Origin of the sequence: Streptomyces sp. NPDC006610 (genome assembly GCF_040611575.1) — a bacterium.
Classification (GTDB): Bacteria; Actinomycetota; Actinomycetes; order Streptomycetales; family Streptomycetaceae; genus Streptomyces.
In genome coordinates, this window is record NZ_JBEXOP010000012.1 from 160,197 (window position 1) to 178,070 (window position 17,874).

General features: G+C 73.5%; 11 protein-coding genes. 4 read left to right on the forward strand and 7 right to left on the reverse strand.

Annotated elements, in window-relative coordinates:
• Positions 1-159 precede the first annotated feature (159 nt).
• The gene (locus ABZY13_RS12915; RefSeq protein ID WP_356629808.1) at positions 160-2,535 is read left to right on the forward strand and encodes a serine/threonine-protein kinase; all 2,376 of its coding nucleotides are present in this window, start codon (positions 160-162) and stop codon (positions 2,533-2,535) included.
• A gap of 36 nt (positions 2,536-2,571) precedes the next feature.
• Here the strand turns inward: ABZY13_RS12915 and ABZY13_RS12920 are convergent, their stop codons facing one another.
• The 4 genes from ABZY13_RS12920 to ABZY13_RS12935 all read right to left on the reverse strand — a co-directional run bounded on the left by ABZY13_RS12920 (position 2,572) and on the right by ABZY13_RS12935 (position 8,444).
• Positions 2,572-3,024 (reverse strand): phospholipase, encoded by a 453-nt coding sequence (locus ABZY13_RS12920; protein ID WP_356629810.1) that lies wholly within the window; start codon positions 3,022-3,024, stop codon positions 2,572-2,574.
• Positions 3,025-3,236: 212 nt separating this feature from the next.
• The gene (locus tag ABZY13_RS12925; protein ID WP_356629812.1) at positions 3,237-3,473 is read right to left on the reverse strand and encodes a hypothetical protein; all 237 of its coding nucleotides are present in this window, start codon (positions 3,471-3,473) and stop codon (positions 3,237-3,239) included.
• 212 nt (positions 3,474-3,685) lie between these two features.
• Entirely contained in the window at positions 3,686-6,661 is a 2,976-nt protein-coding gene (locus ABZY13_RS12930; RefSeq protein WP_356629814.1) for a BTAD domain-containing putative transcriptional regulator, read from the reverse strand.
• 244 nt (positions 6,662-6,905) lie between these two features.
• Positions 6,906-8,444: a CehA/McbA family metallohydrolase gene (locus ABZY13_RS12935; RefSeq protein ID WP_356629816.1), complete on the reverse strand. Its 1,539-nt coding sequence runs from the start codon at positions 8,442-8,444 to the stop codon at positions 6,906-6,908.
• A 302-nt stretch (positions 8,445-8,746) separates the two neighbouring features.
• Between ABZY13_RS12935 and ABZY13_RS12940 the strand changes: the two genes are divergently transcribed.
• Positions 8,747-11,332 (forward strand): bifunctional FO biosynthesis protein CofGH, encoded by a 2,586-nt coding sequence (locus tag ABZY13_RS12940; protein ID WP_356629818.1) that lies wholly within the window; start codon positions 8,747-8,749, stop codon positions 11,330-11,332.
• 72 nt (positions 11,333-11,404) lie between these two features.
• Positions 11,405-11,971, forward strand: a complete 567-nt coding sequence (locus tag ABZY13_RS12945) for a hypothetical protein (protein ID WP_356629820.1) — start codon at positions 11,405-11,407, stop codon at positions 11,969-11,971.
• On the opposite strand, the gene ABZY13_RS12950 is transcribed toward ABZY13_RS12945, so the two are convergent.
• The gene (locus ABZY13_RS12950; protein ID WP_356629822.1) at positions 11,964-12,473 is read right to left on the reverse strand and encodes a DUF2165 domain-containing protein; all 510 of its coding nucleotides are present in this window, start codon (positions 12,471-12,473) and stop codon (positions 11,964-11,966) included. The genes ABZY13_RS12945 and ABZY13_RS12950 overlap by 8 nt on opposite strands.
• A gap of 174 nt (positions 12,474-12,647) precedes the next feature.
• Between ABZY13_RS12950 and ABZY13_RS12955 the strand changes: the two genes are divergently transcribed.
• Positions 12,648-13,763 (forward strand): ADP-ribosylglycohydrolase family protein, encoded by a 1,116-nt coding sequence (locus tag ABZY13_RS12955; RefSeq protein ID WP_356629824.1) that lies wholly within the window; start codon positions 12,648-12,650, stop codon positions 13,761-13,763.
• Between the two features lie 114 nt (positions 13,764-13,877).
• Here the strand turns inward: ABZY13_RS12955 and ABZY13_RS12960 are convergent, their stop codons facing one another.
• Both ABZY13_RS12960 and ABZY13_RS12965 read right to left on the reverse strand, forming a co-directional pair.
• Entirely contained in the window at positions 13,878-15,452 is a 1,575-nt protein-coding gene (locus ABZY13_RS12960; RefSeq protein WP_356629826.1) for a sodium:solute symporter family protein, read from the reverse strand.
• A gap of 365 nt (positions 15,453-15,817) precedes the next feature.
• A complete protein-coding gene (locus ABZY13_RS12965) occupies positions 15,818-17,626 on the reverse strand; it encodes an MFS transporter (protein ID WP_356629828.1) in 1,809 nt (602 codons plus the stop codon).
• Positions 17,627-17,874: the final 248 nt, after the last annotated feature.

Below are 17,874 nucleotides of genomic sequence, written 5' to 3' on the forward strand. Positions count from 1 at the left end.
TGACACGAGACATCCCAATTGTCACCGGGTTCGCAACCTGTGGCCGGGACAGGAAGAATCGGGGTGCGTGCCGCCGCGGCGGTGCGGTGGTGAGACGCTGCACTTCGGCCGCGTACACATCAGTGGGTGACGCGGCTCGTACGGGGAGGTGGCAGGCAAGTGGTGGATCAGCTGACGCAGCACGATCCGCGGCGGATCGGGCCGTTCGAGGTGCTGGGACGGCTGGGGGCCGGCGGCATGGGGCTGGTCTATCTCGCGCGCTCGGCGTCCGGCCGGCGCGTGGCGATCAAGACCGTCCGCACCGAGCTGGCCGAGGACCAGCTGTTCCGCGTCCGCTTCACGCGCGAGGTGGAGGCGGCCCGCGCGGTCTCCGGTTTCTACACGGCCGCCGTGGTCGACGCCGACCCGCGCGCCGCCGTGCCGTGGCTGGCCACCGCCTACGTCCCCGCGCCCTCCCTCGAGGAGATAGTGAACGACTGCGGGCCGCTGCCGGCCCAGGCGGTGCGCTGGCTGGCGGCGGGCGTCGCCGAGGCGCTCCAGTCGATCCACGGCGCCGGGCTGGTCCACCGCGACCTCAAGCCGTCCAACGTCCTCGTCGTCGAGGACGGCCCCCGGGTGATCGACTTCGGCATCGCCTCCGGCGTGTCGAACACCCGTCTGACGATGACGAACGTCGCCGTCGGCACCCCGGCCTACATGTCCCCGGAGCAGGCCAAGGACTCGCGCAGCGTCACCGGTGCGAGCGACGTCTTCTCCCTCGGCTCCACGCTCGTCTTCGCCGCCACCGGACACCCGCCCTACCACGGGGCCAACCCGGTCGAGACCGTGTTCATGCTGCTGCGCGAGGGCCCGGACCTGGAGGGCCTGCCGGACGAGCTGCGCCCGCTGATCGAGTCCTGCATGCAGATGGACCCGACCGCCCGCCCCACCCCGGCCGACCTCCAGGCGCAGCTCGCCCCGCACCTGTTCGGCTCCGGCTCCGACGACAGCGGCACGGCGTCCGCCTGGCTGCCCGAGAAGGCGGTCGCCCTGATCGAGGCCCGGCGCGGCGGCAGACCCGCCCCCAGGCCCGCGTCCGCCCAGGGCCGCAGCGCCGGGGGCCGGCCCGCCGTACCGCCGCCGCCCCCGCACGACCCGGCCGTCCCGGCCCCGCCGCCCACCGCGCCGCCCGTCCCGCCCGTCCCGCCCGTCCCGCCCGGCGGCCTCGACGGCGGGCCCGTGCGGCTGCCCGGCGCCGCCGTGCCCATCGGCCCCGGTCCGCGCGTCGCCGACGCCCGCGCCGCCGCCGTCAAGGCGCCCCCGCCGGAGGCCGGCCTCGCCGCGTCCTGGGCCAGACCCCGCCCCGGCGTCAACGGCGCCGACCCCGCGCCGCAGGCCCCGGCCGCCCCCGCCGAGCCCGCGTCCACCGGCTGGCGCCCGTGGCGTTTCCGCATGTCCAACGACGTCTGGGGCACCCCCGCAGTCGCCGGCGACCTGGTCTACGTCACCTCCTTCGAGGTGCACGCCCTGGACGTGGCGACCGGCCGGCGGCGGTTCAAGACCCGTGACGTGGCCTGGTCGATGGCGGTCGCGGACGGCCGTATCCACGCCTCCGACGGGCCCACGCTGTTCGCCCTGGACGCCCGCGAGGGCGGTGACCTGTGGCGGCAGTCCACCGACGCCTGGGTGTACTCGCTCAAGGCCGACCGGGGCACCGTCGTCACCGGCACGCGCGGCGGCGGGGTCCAGGCCTGGGAGGCCGCCAACGGGCGCAAGCTGTGGGAGACGACCGGCTGCCAGACCGACTTCGAGTCGCCCGAGGCCGGGCCCGCCGTGCACGACGGCACGGTGTACGTCTGGCAGGACGCCCGGCTGCGCGCGCTGGACGCCCGCACCGGCAGCGAGCGCTGGTCCTATCCGATCGGCGACGCGGCCTCCTGCGGCGGCGTCCCGGTCCGGCTGACGGCCGCGCCCGACGGGTTCGTCTACCTCTCGGCCGGCACCCGGGTCATCGCCGCCGACGCGGCGACCGGGCGGGTGCGCTGGCACTTCGAGGCGCCGGCGGTGTTCCTGTCCCCGCCCGCCTTCGCGCCCGGCCCCGCGGTCACCGGCGGCGGGGTCTACCTCGCCGACTACCTCGGCACCGTCTACGCCCTCGACCCCACCGACGGGCGCGACCGCTGGCGCATCGCCACCGAGTCGCGGGCCTCGGTCGAGCCGGTGCTGGTGGCCGGCGGCCATGTGCACGTCGGCAGCGGCAACGGCCTCTACACCCTCGACGCGGTCACCGGCACGCCCAAGTGGCGCTTCCAGGCGGGCGGCGACATCGTGGGGGCGCCCTCGGTCGCGGAGGGCCGGATCCACTTCGGCTCCACCGACCACCTGCTCTACACCCTGAAGGCGGACGACGGCCGGTTGCGCTGGAAGCTCGCCACCGGCGGCGAGATCACCGGCTCGCCGGTGGTCAGGGACGGCATCGTGTACGCGTGCAGCAAGGACCGCTGCGTCTACGCGCTCGACGCGGAGAAGGGAACGGGCACGGCCCGCGCGGCCTGATCCGGTCGCGGCCCGTGCCCGGTCGGTCCCGTCCGGTCAGCCGAAGGCGCGCACGGCCTGGTAGTACGTCCACGCCGTGCTGTTGCAGCTGGTCTTGGTGGCGCCGCTGTATCGGTTGCAGACGCGCTTGAGGTCCTCGTAGAAGGCGCTGTCGAGGCGGGACTTGTTCGCGGAGAAGGTGCCCATCGCCTTGTAGTTGCGGTAGCCGAAGTCGTGGCGCGCGCAGGACATGGAGAAGGGGAAGCCGAAGGGGTTGTCCGGCGAGGTGGAACAGTAGTCCGTCGACCAGTCGAAGCCGTAGGCGGACCATGCGGACTGGTTGGCCCGGGCGGCGGCCCAGGCGTTGTAGCTCGTCGCGCTGGTCTGCGTCCAGCTGGACAGCACCTGCGGCTTGTCGGCCGGCGCGGCTCCGGCGGCGGTCGCGGTGGCGACGACGGCGCCGAGGGCGAAGGTCGAGGCGGCAAGAGCGGTGCCGAGTCTGCGGTGCATCCCACACCTCCATGACGTCGTTGCCCGCTTGTCGGGCAACAGGTTCATGACAAGAGGATCTCCGCGCGATGGGTGGGTTCACACTCCGACGGCTCGAAATCTCCATGAACGACAGTGGAATTGACACGCTGTCGGACGCACGTCGGCCGCGACGGCTCCCCCAGGTGCCGTCGCGGCCGATCCCCCCGCCGGGATGAAGGTGCGTGGGCCCGTCAGCGACCGTCGAGGTCGAGGGCGGGCGGGGCGGGCATGGCGTTGTCCATGGTGCGGATGTCGCCCTTGGTGGGCGGGGCCGGCATGGCGTTGTCGAGCGTGGTGATGTCCGCCCCGCCCTTGGGCGGCGTCGGCATCGCGTTGTCGAGCGTCGTGACGGCCTCGTCCATGGCGGGCGGCGCGGGCATCGCGTTGTCCTGCGGTACGGCCGCGGCGTCCTTGAGGTTCTCGCTCATGGTTCTGGTTCCTCTGCAGTGGTGACGAGTGAGGAAGGCCCGCCCGGAAGTTCCCCCGAGGACCGCCGGACGGGCGTTCGGAGCCGCACAGTAACCCGGCGTGCTCCCTGCTGGACCGCCTGCCCCCCGACGCGACGGTCCGACAGGCACCACAGTGCCGTGCCGCGATAAACGAATGCTGAACGCCCGTACGTAGACGTGTCTCCGTATGCCTACGCCGCCTTCTCGGCGGAGAGCAGACCGCGCACCTGGTCCGCCTCGACGAGCCCGCCGTGCTGCTCGAACAGGGTCAGCGCCTCCCGCCAGCAGGCCTTCGCCCGGTCCGCCTGGCCGAGGCCGGACAGCGCCCGGCCGAGCAGGGCCAGGACGTTGCCCCGCATCCGGTCGCCGCCGATGCACCCCAGGGACAGGGCCTGTTCGGCGTGCTGCGCCGCCTGTGCGGGCCGGCCGGCCGCCAAGTGCGCCTCCGCCACGCGGAAGTGGGTGACGCCCTCCCACAGACGCTGGCGGTGGTCGCGGAAGATGTGCAGCGCGTCGGAGAACTGGCTGAGCGCCTCGGCGTGCCGCCCCGCCCGGGTCAGGGCGATGCCCAGGGTGAAGTGCCCGTTGGCCAGGCGCATCGTGCGGCCGATCGCCAACTGGGCGGCCAGACCGCGCTGGGCGATCTCGACGGCCTTGTCGGTGTTGCCCATGCCGAGGTGCGCGCGGGAGAGATTGCACAGGCTGAGGGCCTCACCGGGCCGGTTGCCCGCCGCGCGGTAGCCGTCTATGGCCTGCTCCAGGAACGTCTTGCCGTCCGCGTAGCGGCCCTGGTGCAGGGAGATCAGCCCGCGGTCGTTGGCGACCCAGCTGACCGCGCGGTCGTCTCCGGCGGCGGCCGCCAGCTCCATCGCGAGCTGCGCCTGCTCCTCGGCCTGCTGGATGCGCCCGGAGATCAGCAGCACGTTGGTGAGCGTCGTGCGGGCCCGGCCCTCCGCGCGGACGTCGCCGGCGGTGCGGGTCGCCTCGCACATCGCCCGGGCGGTCGTCTCGTACTGATGGGAGTTGGCCCCCGACTCGGTGAGGTCCTTGGCCGCCCACAGGAGGTCCACGGCGCGGCGCAGACGGTCGGTGCCGGCGGCCTGCCGCACACAGGCGAGCAGACACGCCGCCTCGGTGTACAGCCAGTCCAGGGCGCCGGCCCCGTCGGCGAACCGCAGGCCGGGATGATCGGTGGGCTCCAGATGGTCCACCAGCCGGTCCCCCGGCCGCTCGATCGCGTACACCCCCGCCGCCGTCGCCAGATAGAAGTCCAACAGCCGCGACATCGCCGACTCCCGCTCCCCGGACGACTGTTCGTCGCGTTCCGCGCACGCACGCGCGTAGAGGCGGACCAGGTCGTGGAAGCGGTAGCGGCCGGGGGCCGCCGATTCCAGCAGGGACGTGTCGACCAGGGACTCCAGCAGGTCCTCCGTGTCGTCCACCGGCAGGTCGAGCACGGCGGCAGCGGCGGCCAGGGACATGTCGGGCCCGTCCGCCAGGCCCAGCAGGCGGAACGCGCGGGCCTGGGCCGCGTCCAGCGCGCCGTAGCCCAGCTCGAACGTCGCCTTCACCGCGAGGTCGCCCGCCTGCAGCTCGTCCAGCCGCCGGCGTTCGTCGGCCAGCTTCGCGGCGAGCACCGACACCGTCCAGGTGCGCCGCGCCGCCAGCCGGGACGCCGCGATCCGGATGGCCAGCGGCAGGAAACCGCACGCCGCGACCACGTCCAGCGCCGCGTCCCGCTCCGAGGCGACCCGCTCCTCGCCCACGATCCTCGTGAACAGGGCCAGCGCCTCGTCCGGCGACATCACGTCCAGGTCGACCAGTTGCGCGCCGGCGAGGTCCACCATCCGCACCCGCGAGGTCACCAGCGCCGCGCACCCCTCCGTCCCCGGCAGCAGCGGACGCACCTGCGCCGCGTCCTTCGCGTTGTCCAGCAGCACCAGCACCCGCCGCCCGTCCAGCACCGACCGGTACAGCGCCGCCCGCTCCTCCAGCGAGTCCGGGATCGCCGAGTCGGCCGTGCCGAGGGCGCGCAGGAACGACCCGAGGACCGTCTCCGGCTCGGCCGCGCGGGGACCGGCGCCCTGGAGGTCGACGTACAGCTGCCCGTCCGGGAAGGCGGCCCGCGCCCGGTGGGCGACGTGCACCGCGAGGGTCGTCTTGCCGACGCCGCCGATCCCGGCGAGGGCGGACACCGCCATCACCCGGCCGTCCGCCGAGGCCAGCATGTCGCCCAGCTCCTGCACGAAGGCCGCCCGGCCCGTGAAGTCCGGGACCGTCGCCGGGAGTTGGGCGGGGCGTACGACCACGGCGGCCGGTTCGCCCACCGGCGCCGGCGGCTCCGCCAGGGCCGGGTCGGCCTGGAGGATGCGGCGCTGGAGCTCGCGCAGGCCGGGACGGGGGTCGACGCCCAGTTCCTCGGCGAGCAGCCGGCGGGTGTCGGCGTACACCGCGAGCGCCTCCGCCTGCCGGCCGCTGCGGTACAGCGCCAGCATCAGCAGCTCGCGCAGCCGCTCCCGCAGGGGGTGCGCCGCGGTGAGCGCGGTCAGCTCGGAGACCGCCTCGGCGTGGCCGCCCTGCTCCAGGTCCATGTCCAGCCGCGTTTCGAGGAGTTGCAGCCGCCACTCCTCCAACCGCACCCGCTGCGCCTGCGCGTACGGTCCCGGCACGCCCGCCAGCGGCTCGCCGTCCCACAGCGCCAGCGCCCGGTTCAGGGTCTCGCGCGCCTGCGACAGGTCCCCGGCCGTCCGCGCCTTCTCCGCCGCGGCCGCCAGTTCCTGCGCCACCGCCAGGTCCAGTGCGCCGTCGCTGACCGAGCGGATCGCGTACCCGCCCGACTCGCTCGCGAGCACGCCGGCGTCCAGCACCTTGCGCAGCCGCGAGGCGTACGTCCGCAGCGCCGCCACCGCCTGCGAGGGCGGCTCCTGCCCCCACAGCGCGTCGATCAGCTCCGCCGCCGTCGCGGTCCGCCCCTCGCGCAGCAACAGGGCCGCCAGCAGAGCGCGTTGCTGGGGGGAGCCGGTGTTCAGCGGCTCCTCTCCGCGCCAGGCCCGCACCGGTCCGAGCACACCGAAGCGCAGCGCGCCCGGCGCGGCGCCCACCACCGCGTCCGCGTCCGTGCCCGCGGCCGAGCGCCTCTGTGCCGGCACTCGCGGTACCCCGTCCATCGCACCGTCCCCCTAGACACCCTGAGCAACCCTGTCAGTTTGCCCTGTCGATGCCGGACGCGTCAGCCGCGGGAGACGCCGATCACAAGCCAACAAACGGTGTTCCACACGACCTCCACACCTTCTCCGCTCACTTCCGGACAGAGTCGAACAATCGGAGGGCGCGGCGGCCGACGGGGTTTCCGTGCGCGTCGACGGGAGCTCCGGGCGCGTCGACGGGAGCTTCGTGCCCACCGGCGGAGTCTCAGCGCGCGCCGGCGGCGGTTCGGTCCGCGCCGCGGCCCAGGAAGATCGGGTTGGTGAACGCCGCCGGCGGCCCGGGCAGCGGTCCGGCCGGGGCCTCGTGGCGGACCTCCGCGCGCACGTACGCCGCGTAGGCGGGCGTCGTACGCCACTCCACCACGCCGTCCCCGGACTCCGGCAGCGGCCCGGCGGTGTGCAGCACCCCCTGGTCGGTGACGAGCCGGACGACGCACCGCGGCGCGCCCACGACCTCCAGGCGGACGGTCACCGGGGCGTCCGCCGCGACGTCGAGCCGCTCGCCGATGCCCGCGTGCCGGCCGCGCCCGCCGGCCGCCGTGAAGGACAGCACCACGCTCGACGACTCGGCGACGTAGGAGCGGCCCGCCCGGATGCCGTCGAGGATCGCCTCGCGGGTCAGGTCGTCGGCGAGGACCACCGTCTGCGGGCGGCCCACGACGTCCGGGTCGCGGTGGGCGTCGCTGCTGCCCATCGCCGGGATCCAGCCCCGCCCGTCGCGCACGGACGCTGCCAGCATGCCGTCCCAGTCGGCCAGGGACACCTCGTCGTCGGCCGTGTAGGGGCCGTTCCACACCTCGACCGCGTCGGCCTCGCCGAACCCGAACTTCCAGTTGCAGCCGATGCAGGTGGCGTGCGGGTGGGCCGGGACCACCAGCCCTCCGGCCCGCCGGATCTGCCGGGCGAACCGTCCGTAGCGGTTGTCCCGCGCCCGGTACCGCCAGTCCACGAAGGTGCCGGGGTCGGTGCCGACGGCGACGACGTGACCGTTGCGGGTGGTGACCTCCTCGCCCAGCATCACCAGCAGGTCGTCGCCGGCGACGTCCGCCCAGTGCGCGTGCCCGGCGTGGGTGTTGTGCTCGGAGGTGTTGATGAAGTCGAGCCCGGCCGCCCGCGCGAGTGCGCCGATCTCGGCCGGGGTGCGCCGGCCGTCGGAGTACCAGGAGTGCAGATGGCAGTCGCCCCGGTACCAGGCCCGGCCCCGCCCCTTCGCCCGCTCCGGCGGGTACACCGGGCTCACGGCGGGCGCCGGCTCGCCGTACACGAGCGTGACGGTGATCTCGTACGACAGCCCCTGCGGGGCCACGGTGTACGGGCCGAGCGCGATGTGCCAGGTGCCCTCGCGGACCGGTCCCGGCAGATAGCCGGGCGTGGCGGTGTCCGCGCGCAGGAAGAACTCCCGGCGCGCCCCGCCCGACCAGCCCCGGAAGCCCTTGCCGCCCAGGCCGGTGCCGCGTTCGTCGAAGATGCCGATGTCGAGGGCGTTGCCCTGGGTGCCGGCCGGGACGGCGGGCCGCTCGTAGGAGTAGGCGACCCTGATCTCCCGTACGCCGGCCGGGACCTCGACCGGGAGGTAGACGAAGTCGGGGGAGCCGGGCGGCAGCGTGCCGCGCACGGTCCGGGTCTCCTGGCCGCCGTCGGCGGCCGAGGCGAAGGTCACGCTTCCCGACGTCAGCGCGGCGGCGGCGCCCGACACGAGGAGGGCGCGGCGGCCGGGGCCGTGGTCGTGGTGGTCGTCACACATGCCACGACTCTTCCGGACGCGCGTGAACTGCCGCGGAAAGACAGGGAAATTGGCTGTACACGGCCGTACTCGGCCGTGGGAGCGCGCGATGTCGGCCGGTCGGTACGCGCATCGGCCGTCCCGCGCGGTACGTATGCGGACACGCGCGTCTCCGTGACGGTCCGTCCCACCGACGGGACGCGGTGGGCGCGGTCCGTTCGGTCGCGCCGCACCGGCGAGGCGCGGCGGGCGTGGCCCGTGCCGTCCCGTCGTGCCGGCCGGTGAGCCCGGGGCCGCCGATCACCCGACCGTATGCTCGAAGGATGACGACTTCCGCGGCCCCCGGAACCGGACCCACCGACAACTCCCTGCGTCGCGCCCTCAAACGCGCCCGTGACGGCGTCGCCCTGGACATCGCCGAGGCCGCGGTCCTGCTGCAGGCCCGCGGTGAGGCCCTGGACGACCTCACCGCGTCCGCCGCCCGGGTGCGGGACGCGGGCCTTGAGGCGGCCGGGCGGCCCGGCGTCATCACGTACTCGAAGAGCGTCTTCCTCCCGCTGACCCGGCTGTGCCGGGACAAGTGCCACTACTGCACGTTCGTCACCGTCCCCGGCAAGCTGCGCCGCGCCGGGCACGGGATGTTCATGTCGCCGGACGAGGTGCTGGACATCGCCCGCAAGGGGGCCGCCCTCGGCTGCAAGGAAGCCCTCATCACCCTCGGGGACAAGCCGGAGGACCGCTGGCCGGAGGCGCGCGAGTGGCTCGACGCGCACGGCTACGACGACACCCTCGCCTACGTCCGCGCCGTCTCCGTCCGCATCCTGGAGGAGACGGGCCTGCTGCCCCACCTCAACCCCGGCGTCATGAGCTGGACCGACTTCCAGCGGCTCAAGCCCGTGGCCCCCTCGATGGGCATGATGCTGGAGACCACCGCGACCCGCCTGTGGTCGGAGCCCGGCGGCCCGCACTTCGGCTCGCCGGACAAGGAGCCCGCCGTGCGCCTGCGCGTCCTGGAGGACGCCGGCCGCTCGTCCGTCCCCTTCACCTCCGGCCTGCTGATCGGCATCGGGGAGACGTACGAGGAGCGCGCCGAGTCCCTGTTCGCGCTGCGCAGGGTCGCCCGCGCCTACCACGGCATCCAGGAACTGATCATCCAGAACTTCCGCGCCAAGCCGGACACCGCCATGCGCGGCATGCCCGACGCGGAACTGGACGAGTTGGTCGCCACGGTGGCCGTCGCCCGGCACATCATGGGCCCCGGCGCCTGCCTCCAGGCCCCGCCGAACCTGGTCGAGGGCGAGTACGAGCGGCTGATCGGCGCGGGCATCGACGACTGGGGCGGCGTCTCCCCGCTGACGATCGACCACGTCAACCCGGAACGCCCCTGGCCGCAGATCGAGGAACTGGCGGCCAGGTCCGCCGCGGCGGGCTTCACACTCCGCGAGCGCCTCTGCGTCTACCCGGAGTTCGTCCGCCGCGGCGAGCCCTGGCTGGACCCCCGGCTGCGCCCGCACGTCGCGGCGCTCGCCGACCCGGAGACGGGGCTGGCCCGCGAGGACGCCCGGCCGCGCGGCCTGCCCTGGCAGGAGCCGGACGAGGCGTTCACCGCGTCCGGCCGCACCGACCTGCACGCCACGATCGACACCGAGGGCCGTACGACCGACCGCCGGGACGACTTCGACGAGGTGTACGGCGACTGGACCGCCCTGCGCGAGGCCGCCGCCCCCGGCATGGTCCCCGAGCGCATCGACACGGACGTCCGCCAGGCCCTGCGCACGGCGGCCGACGACCCCGCACGCCTGACCGACGCCGAGGCCCTCGCCCTCCTGCACGCCGACGGCCCGGCACTGGACGCCCTGTGCAAGGTGGCCGACGACGTCCGGAAGTCGGCGGTCGGCGACGACGTCACCTACATCGTCACCCGGAACATCAACTTCACCAACGTCTGCTACACCGGATGCCGCTTCTGCGCCTTCGCCCAGCGCCGCACCGACGCCGACGCCTACACCCTCTCCCTCGACCAGGTGGCCGACCGCGCCCAACAGGCGTGGGACGTGGGCGCGGTGGAGGTCTGCATGCAGGGCGGCATCCACCCCGACCTGCCGGGGACGGCGTACTTCGACATCGCGCGGGCGGTCAAGGAGCGGGTGCCGGGAATGCACGTGCACGCGTTCTCGCCGATGGAGGTGGTCAACGGCGCCACCCGCACCGGCCTGTCGATCCGCGAGTGGCTGACGGCGGCGAAGGAGGCGGGCCTGGACTCCATCCCCGGCACGGCCGCCGAGATCCTCGACGACGAGGTCCGCTGGATCCTCACCAAGGGCAAACTGCCCGCCGCCACCTGGATCGAGGTCGTCGAGACCGCCCACGACCTGGGCGTCCGCTCCAGCTCGACCATGATGTACGGCCACGTGGACCAGCCCCGCCACTGGCTCGGCCACCTGCGCACCCTCGCGCGCATCCAGCAACGCACCGGCGGCTTCACGGAGTTCGTGACCCTGCCCTTCATCCACACCAACGCGCCCGTCTACCTGGCCGGCATCGCCCGCCCCGGCCCCACGGTCCGCGACAACCGCGCGGTCACCGCGATGGCCCGGCTCCTCCTCCACCCGCACATCCCCAACATCCAGACCAGCTGGGTCAAACTGGGCGCGGAAGGGGCGGCCGAGATGCTCCGCTCCGGCGCGAACGACCTCGGCGGCACGCTGATGGAGGAGACGATCTCCCGGATGGCCGGCTCGTCGTACGGCTCCTACAAGTCGGTGCGCGACCTGACCGCGATCGCCGCGGCGGCCGGCCGCCCGGCGAAGCCCCGCACCACCCTCTACGGCGAGGTCCCGGAGGAACGGCAGCGGGCCGCGGCGCGGTCGGACGGGCACCTGCCGGAGCTGCTGCCGGTGCTTGACTGAGGCCCCGGGCGCTCACAGTACGATGATCCGACCCCCGGTGTCGGGGGCCGGAGACTGAGGAGATGCGTGCCCGTGCCTGCCCGACGGCTTCCCTCGTGGGCCTGGGTGAGCGGCCTGACCGTGGGGGCGGTGGCGGCGGTCGTCGTCATGGCCGTACAGGCCGAGCAGGGCCCCCACCCCACGGCCGTCGCGAGCCCGACCCCTTCGGCGTCCGCGAGCGCGAAACCGTCGGCCAGGCCGAAGGACCGCCCGCCGGCCGCGGTGCCGGACGACTCCGGCACCGGACGGCGGATCGTGTACTCCCTCGGGCAGCGGCGCGTCTGGCTGGTCGACGCCAGCGACAGCACGCGCCGCACGTTCACCGTCTGGCCGGGCACGGTCGACCCCGACCCCGGCAAGTACACCGTCGGCGCGCGCACCGAGGCGACGACGGGGTCGGACGGCGTGGCGATCGAGCACATCGTCTACTTCACCGCCAAGTCCGGCGTGAACATCGCCTTCTCCAGCGCGGTGGACGGCTCCTCGCCCCCGCCGCCCGAGGCCGGCGCGCAGACGGGCGGCATCCGCATGCGGTCGGCGGACGGCTCGGCGGTGTGGAAGTTCGCGACGGCCGGGACGACGGTGACGGTCGTCAAGTAGCGGAGCCGTCGGAGTCCCGCCCGAGCGGCAGGTGGTTCACGAGCAGCACCACGCCCGCGAGCACGAACACCCGCGTGGCCGCGTCCAGCCCGTTCCAGTCCTCGGACTGCCACATCGCGAACCACTCGCCGCCGATCCCGATGAACCCGGCCCCGAACAGCAGCATCACCATCAGCAGCCCGTACGTCGACACCCGCCGGGCCCGCGCGTGGGCCCGCCGGAACCACAGCCAGGTCCCGGCGACCAGCACCAGCGCGGCGACCGCCTCCCAGACGATGATCAGCACGTACGCCGCGTCCTGCAGCCCTTCACTGGTGATCGCCCGCCACATCAGGTCCTCGTCCTCGAACGTGGTGTCCATGGCCAGCACATGCCGGACGAACGCCTGATTGGTCCCGAAGTCGGTGATGTTCCCGAACGCGACGAGGGCCATGTAGAGCGCGACGGTCCCGGTGAGGAGAGCGGCGGCGAGGGGGAGTGGACGGGGCGCGGTGGGAGTCATGGCTGGCTTCTTCCCGCCGCCGCGGGCTCCGACGCCCCGACTCGGCCCCGTGGACCCGGGCGTCCCCGCCGGCCGTGTCGCCCGTGGTTCGGACCCGGAACCACGCGCCCCCCGCGACCCCGTCGCATACAGTGCTGAGCGTCGTAGGAGCGAACGGTGCCCCGGGAGGTCTGGGTGGGTGCGACTGCCGGCGCCGTCTGGGGCCGTACCGAGCAGCAGGACTTCCGCAGCCGGGTGCGGGGCACACTCCTCGGCGTCGCCGTGGGGGACGCACTCGGGGCGCCCGTCGACGCGCTGGACCTCGGCGGCATCCGGGAGGCGTACGGAGCCGAGGGCATCGTCGATCCGGTGCCCGCGTTCGGTCGGCGCGGGGCCGTCACCCACCTCACCCAGCTCACCCTGTTCTCCGTCGACGGGCTGATCCGCGCCCAGGTCCGCCGCGACACCGGGGCCTGGCACCCGCCGACCGACCTGCACCGCGCCTACCGCCGCTGGATCGCCACCCAGCACGACTGGGGACCCGACGAGCGGCGCGAGGACGACGGCTGGCTCGCCCGCGAGGAGTGGCTGTACGCCCGCCGCAATCCGCCCCGCCCGCTGCTGCTCGGCCTCGGCGACGACGTCATGGGCACCCTCGACGCGCCCAAGAACCCCGGCGAGACGGGACCGGAGGCGGCCGGTCGTTCCGCGCCGTTCGGGCTGCTCGTCGGCTGGGAACCGCAGCTCGTCCTCCAGCTCGCCGTCGAGTGCGCGGCCCAGACCCACGGCCACCCGGTCTCCTGCCTGGCGGCGGGCGGGTACGCCGTCGTCGTGCACGCCCTGGCCTGCGGTGAGAGCCTCGACGCCGCGGTGCAGCGGGCCCTCGCCCTGCTCGCCGCCCGGCCCGGCCACGAGCCCGTCTCCGACGCCCTGCAGCGTTCCCTCGGCGCCGTGCGGCAGGGGATACCCACGCCGGGCCGGGTGCAGGAGATCCTCGGCACCGGCGCCGCCGGCGACGTGCTCGGCGCCGCCGTCTACTGCGCCCTCGTCGCCGAGGACGTCCGGCACGGGCTCCGGCTCGCCGTCAACCACGGCGGCCCCTCCGCCGCGGTCGGCGCCCTGACCGGCGGTCTCCTCGGCGCCCTGCACGGCGAGACCACGCTGCCGCCGGCCTGGCTCGCCGAGCTGGAGGGCCGCCCCACGATCCTCCAGCTCGCCGACGACTTCGCCATGGAGATGACCCAGGGCCCCGCCCTGCACGGCCCGGCCGGCGCGTCCCCCGCCTGGCTGGCGCGATACCCGCGCGCCTGACCCGCCGACGCCGCCGACCGCAACGGCAGCCGGGGCGGCCCCTCCGCGGAGGGACCGCCCCGACGCCGTACGGGAGAACCGGGAGAACCAGGGGCACCGGGTTACCGACCCCGGTCAGTCCTTGCCCGTCGTTCCCACGACACCGTCCGCCGCGCCCGCCGGCGCCGGCACCGCGGCGGCCGCCGCGCCGTCGTCCCCGTCGGTGTTGAGCCGCTCGATGATGGCGAGCCGCTCCGGAGTGTCCTCCGGCTTCACGTAACCGATCACGATGTACAGCACCAGCGAGACCGCCAGCGGGATGGACACCTGGAACTGGAGCGGCACGCCGCCGTCGACGTTCCAGTGGATCGGGTAGTTGACCAGCCAGAAGGCCAGCAGACCGGCCGCCCAGCTGGTGAGCGCCGCCGTGGGGCCGGAGCGGCGGAACTGGCGCAGCAGACCCAGCATCATCGGGATCGCGATCGGGCCCATCAGACCGGCCACCCACTTGATCACGACGGTGATGATGTCCTTGAACGTCGGCGAGTTGACCTGCGTGGCCACCGCCATGGACAGCGCCAGGAAGACGACGGTGGTCAGCCGCGCCGCGATCAGGCCCGAACGCTCGCTCCACTGCCGCGCCTTGGACGACAGCACCGGCGCCACGTCACGGGTGAAGACGGCGGCGATGGCGTTGGCGTCGGAGGAGCACATGGCCATGGTGTGCGAGAAGAAGCCGACGATGACCAGGCCCAGCAGACCGTGCGGCAGCAGCTGTTCGGTCATCAGGGCGTAGGAGTCGGAGCCGTCGGGCTTCTGGGACTCCACCAGCAGCGGCGACATCCACATCGGGAAGAACAGCACCAGCGGCCAGACCAGCCAGAGGATCGCCGACAGGCGCGCCGAGCGCTCGGCCTCCTTCGGGTTGGGCGTGGCCATGTACCGCTGGGCCTGGTTCAGCATGCCGCCGTTGTACTCGAACAGTTTGATGAACAGGAACGCCAGCAGGAACACGGTGCCGTACGGCCCGACCAGCGGCTTCTCGTGGCCGTCGAGGGCCGGCTCGTCCCAGACGCCGAAGAAGCCGCCGTACTCGCCGAGTTCGACGAGCACCGCCACGAACATCGCGACGCCGGCCAGCAACTGGATGATGAACTGGCCCAGTTCGGTCAGCGCGTCGGCCCACAGGCCGCCGATGGTGCAGTAGATGCCCGTGACCACACCGGTGATGAGGATGCCCTGGTTGAGGGATACGCCGGTGAACACGGAGAGCAGGGTGGCGATGGCCGCCCATTTCGCCGCGACGTCGACGATCTTCAGCAGCATGCCCGACCAGGCGAGCGCCTGCTGGGTGGGCAGGTTGTAGCGGTTCTTGAGGTATTCGAGCGGGGACGCCACATGGAGCCGGCCGCGCAGCCGGTTGATGCGCGGCGCGAACAGTTTCGAGCCGATGGCGATGCCCAGCGCGATGGGGAACGACCAGGTGACGAAGGACGTCACGCCGTAGGTGTAGGCGATGCCCGCGTACCCGGTGAACATCACCGCGCTGTAGCCGGACATGTGGTGCGAGATGCCCGACAGCCACCAGGGCATCTTGCCGCCCGCGGTGAAGAAGTCGCTCACGGTGTCCACGCGTTTGTGCGACCAGATGCCGATCGCGACCATCACGCCGAAGTAGCCGATGAGCACGGCCCAGTCGAGACTGTTCATGTGCCCCCTTCCAGGGTCCGCCTTGTGAACTCCGCTCAGCAGCGCGACACTTCGCGTGAGCGGGAGAAGGGCGAGCCAGGCCGCGAAGTGCCCGCTCATCGTGGGTGCGGTGGTGCGGGCGCGACAAGGAAGAGGAAGGTCAAGAGCGGGTAAAATAGTTCTGGGTGATGACTTCGGTTCAGATTTATGAACTGAGGCGGGGTGGATGGGTGGTGGGGAGGAGTCGCGGGGAAGGCGCGAGAGGGCGCGCGCAAGGTGGCGGAAAGCGACGGAAACCGGGCGGGGGAGAGAGTGCGGAGGACGGTGGAAGGCAGTGCGGAGAACGGCGGAAGAGTGCGCGCGAGGGCGAGAGGGCGGCCTGCGGCCTAGCGCAGTTCCTCCGGGCAGGGCGTCCCGCGCGGCAGCTCGTACGGCGACGCCAGGTGGTACGTCCCGGCGCGCGGCGCGACGAGCACCGTCCACCGGTCGCCCTTCGCGTCCTCCTCCGTCTCCGTCAGACAGCCGCTGACGTTCTCGTACGTCTTCGGCATGCCCTCCGGCCGGTTCCTGGAGGCCTCCGTCTCCCGCGGCGGCTCGACGCCCTCGCCGTCGGCGTCGACCAGCTTGAGCCAGGGCGAGTACGGCACCCGGATCAGCACCCGGCCCGGCTCCCGCACCCGCAGCGTCATCCCGTCCTGCGCGGCGCGCTCCACGGTCGCGGGCGGATCGGCCAGCGGGGTCGGATCGTCCACGGCGAACAGCTGCCAGTTCGCGTCGCCCCAGATCTGCCGCAGATACGGCAGCCCGCGCTGCACCAGCTCCCGCTCCCGCTCGCCGCCGTCGCCGTCCGGCTCGTCCTTGGGCAGCACCACGTAGTGCACCGCCCACCGCTTGAGCCATTCGTGGTAGTTCGCCGAGTTCAGGGTGTCGTCGTAGAACAGCGGGTTGCGCTTCATGTCGGCCTGGCGGTTCCAGCCGCGGGCCAGATAGACATACGTCTCCAGCGCGGAGGCCTCGCGGTGCGAGCGGGCCGGGACCACCTCGACGCGGCCCTTGTCGGCACCGACCTCCTGCAACTCGTTCACCAGCGGCGCCAGCTCGCGCGCCCACGCCGCCCGCGGAGTGGTGTGCACGACGTCGTCGACGGACTTGAAGCCGATCCACCCGGTGAATCCGGCGAAGGCCAGCACGATCGCGTACCACTTGCGCGACCGCGGCGCCGTGAACGGCAGCGCCGCCAGCAGCGCGACGCCGGCGAACAGCATCGGCAGCCGGGTGATGTTCGAGCCGATCGGCGAGCTGATCAGCCACACCAGCAGCACGGACAGCAGGTACACGGCCGCCGTGATGCGCACCGTCCTCCACGCCGGCGGGACCAGCAGGAAGATCAGGACCGAGTACAGCAACGGCAGCGCCGCCGACCCGAACGACATCGGCTGGGTGCCGGAGAACGGGAACGCCCACGCCGACACCGCCACCACCGCGGCCGGCCCGAGCCCCAGCGCCCACGCGCCCGGCCGGCGCTTCTGCAGGAACAGCGCCACCGCCACCAGACCCACGAACAGGCCCGCCACCGGCGAGCCCATCGTCGCCAGCGCGGCCAGCGGCGCCGCGCACAGCGCCTTCGCCCACCGCTTGTGCCGCCAGCGGTGCGGCCAGCAGAACACGACGGCCACCGCCCCCAGCGCGAACACCGTGCCCAGACCGAACGTCACCCGGCCCGAGGCCGCGTTGCACAGCAGCGCGAACACACCCGCCAGCGCGGGCCACAGCGGCTCCCGCACCGCCCGGCTGCGGATCAGCACCAGCGTCAGCAGCCCCGCCGACACCGTCCCCGCGATCATCATCGTCGTCCGGACGCCGAGGACCGACATCAGATACGGCGACACCACGCTGTACGACACCGGGTGGATGCCGCCGTACCAGGCGAAGTTGTACGCCGAGTCGGGATGCCGGCCGACGAACTCGGCCCAGGCGTCCTGCGCCGCGAGGTCGCCGCCGCTGTTCGCGAACGTGAAGAACCACACGATGTGCAGCACACCCGCGACGGCGGTGACGAAGAGGACGGGGTGCCGGGTCGGGCGCTCACGCAGGGACCGGCGTCCGGGGGACTCGGGTACGCGTATTCGAGGGCCGGCCTCGGTCTCCGCGTCCGGACCCGTGTCGTCGGTGCGTGTCGGCTCCGCAGTCGCCACCTGTCGGCACTCCCCGTGTCCCCAATACGTGTGTTCAGGGACGTGTTCCCGCCGCGCCTGCCGTTCGCCGCCGGTTTTCGGCCATGCGACCCGTGGTTTCCGTCCGATTTCCGTCCGGTTCGCGCAGGCGGGCGGCCTGTCCCGATTCGTGACGCTAGCACGCACCCCGCCGGGCGGCGCTCCGGGTGGGGGCCGTCCGGCGGGGTGCGTGGCGGGTGTGCGGGACGGTGGGGCGGCAGGCCGCCCCA

Bases quoted from the DNA above. Each gene is read 5' to 3' on its own strand.
- ABZY13_RS12930 (WP_356629814.1), bottom strand. From the start codon at position 6,661: ATGGACGGGGTACCGCGAGTGCCGGCACAGAGGCGCTCGGCCGCGGGC.
- ABZY13_RS12960 (WP_356629826.1), bottom strand. From the start codon at position 15,452: ATGAACAGTCTCGACTGGGCCGTGCTCATCGGCTACTTCGGCGTGATG.
- ABZY13_RS12950 (WP_356629822.1), bottom strand. From the start codon at position 12,473: ATGACTCCCACCGCGCCCCGTCCACTCCCCCTCGCCGCCGCTCTCCTC.
- ABZY13_RS12940 (WP_356629818.1), top strand. From the start codon at position 8,747: ATGACGACTTCCGCGGCCCCCGGAACCGGACCCACCGACAACTCCCTG.
- ABZY13_RS12925 (WP_356629812.1), bottom strand. From the start codon at position 3,473: ATGAGCGAGAACCTCAAGGACGCCGCGGCCGTACCGCAGGACAACGCG.
- ABZY13_RS12935 (WP_356629816.1), bottom strand. From the start codon at position 8,444: ATGTGTGACGACCACCACGACCACGGCCCCGGCCGCCGCGCCCTCCTC.
- ABZY13_RS12920 (WP_356629810.1), bottom strand. From the start codon at position 3,024: ATGCACCGCAGACTCGGCACCGCTCTTGCCGCCTCGACCTTCGCCCTC.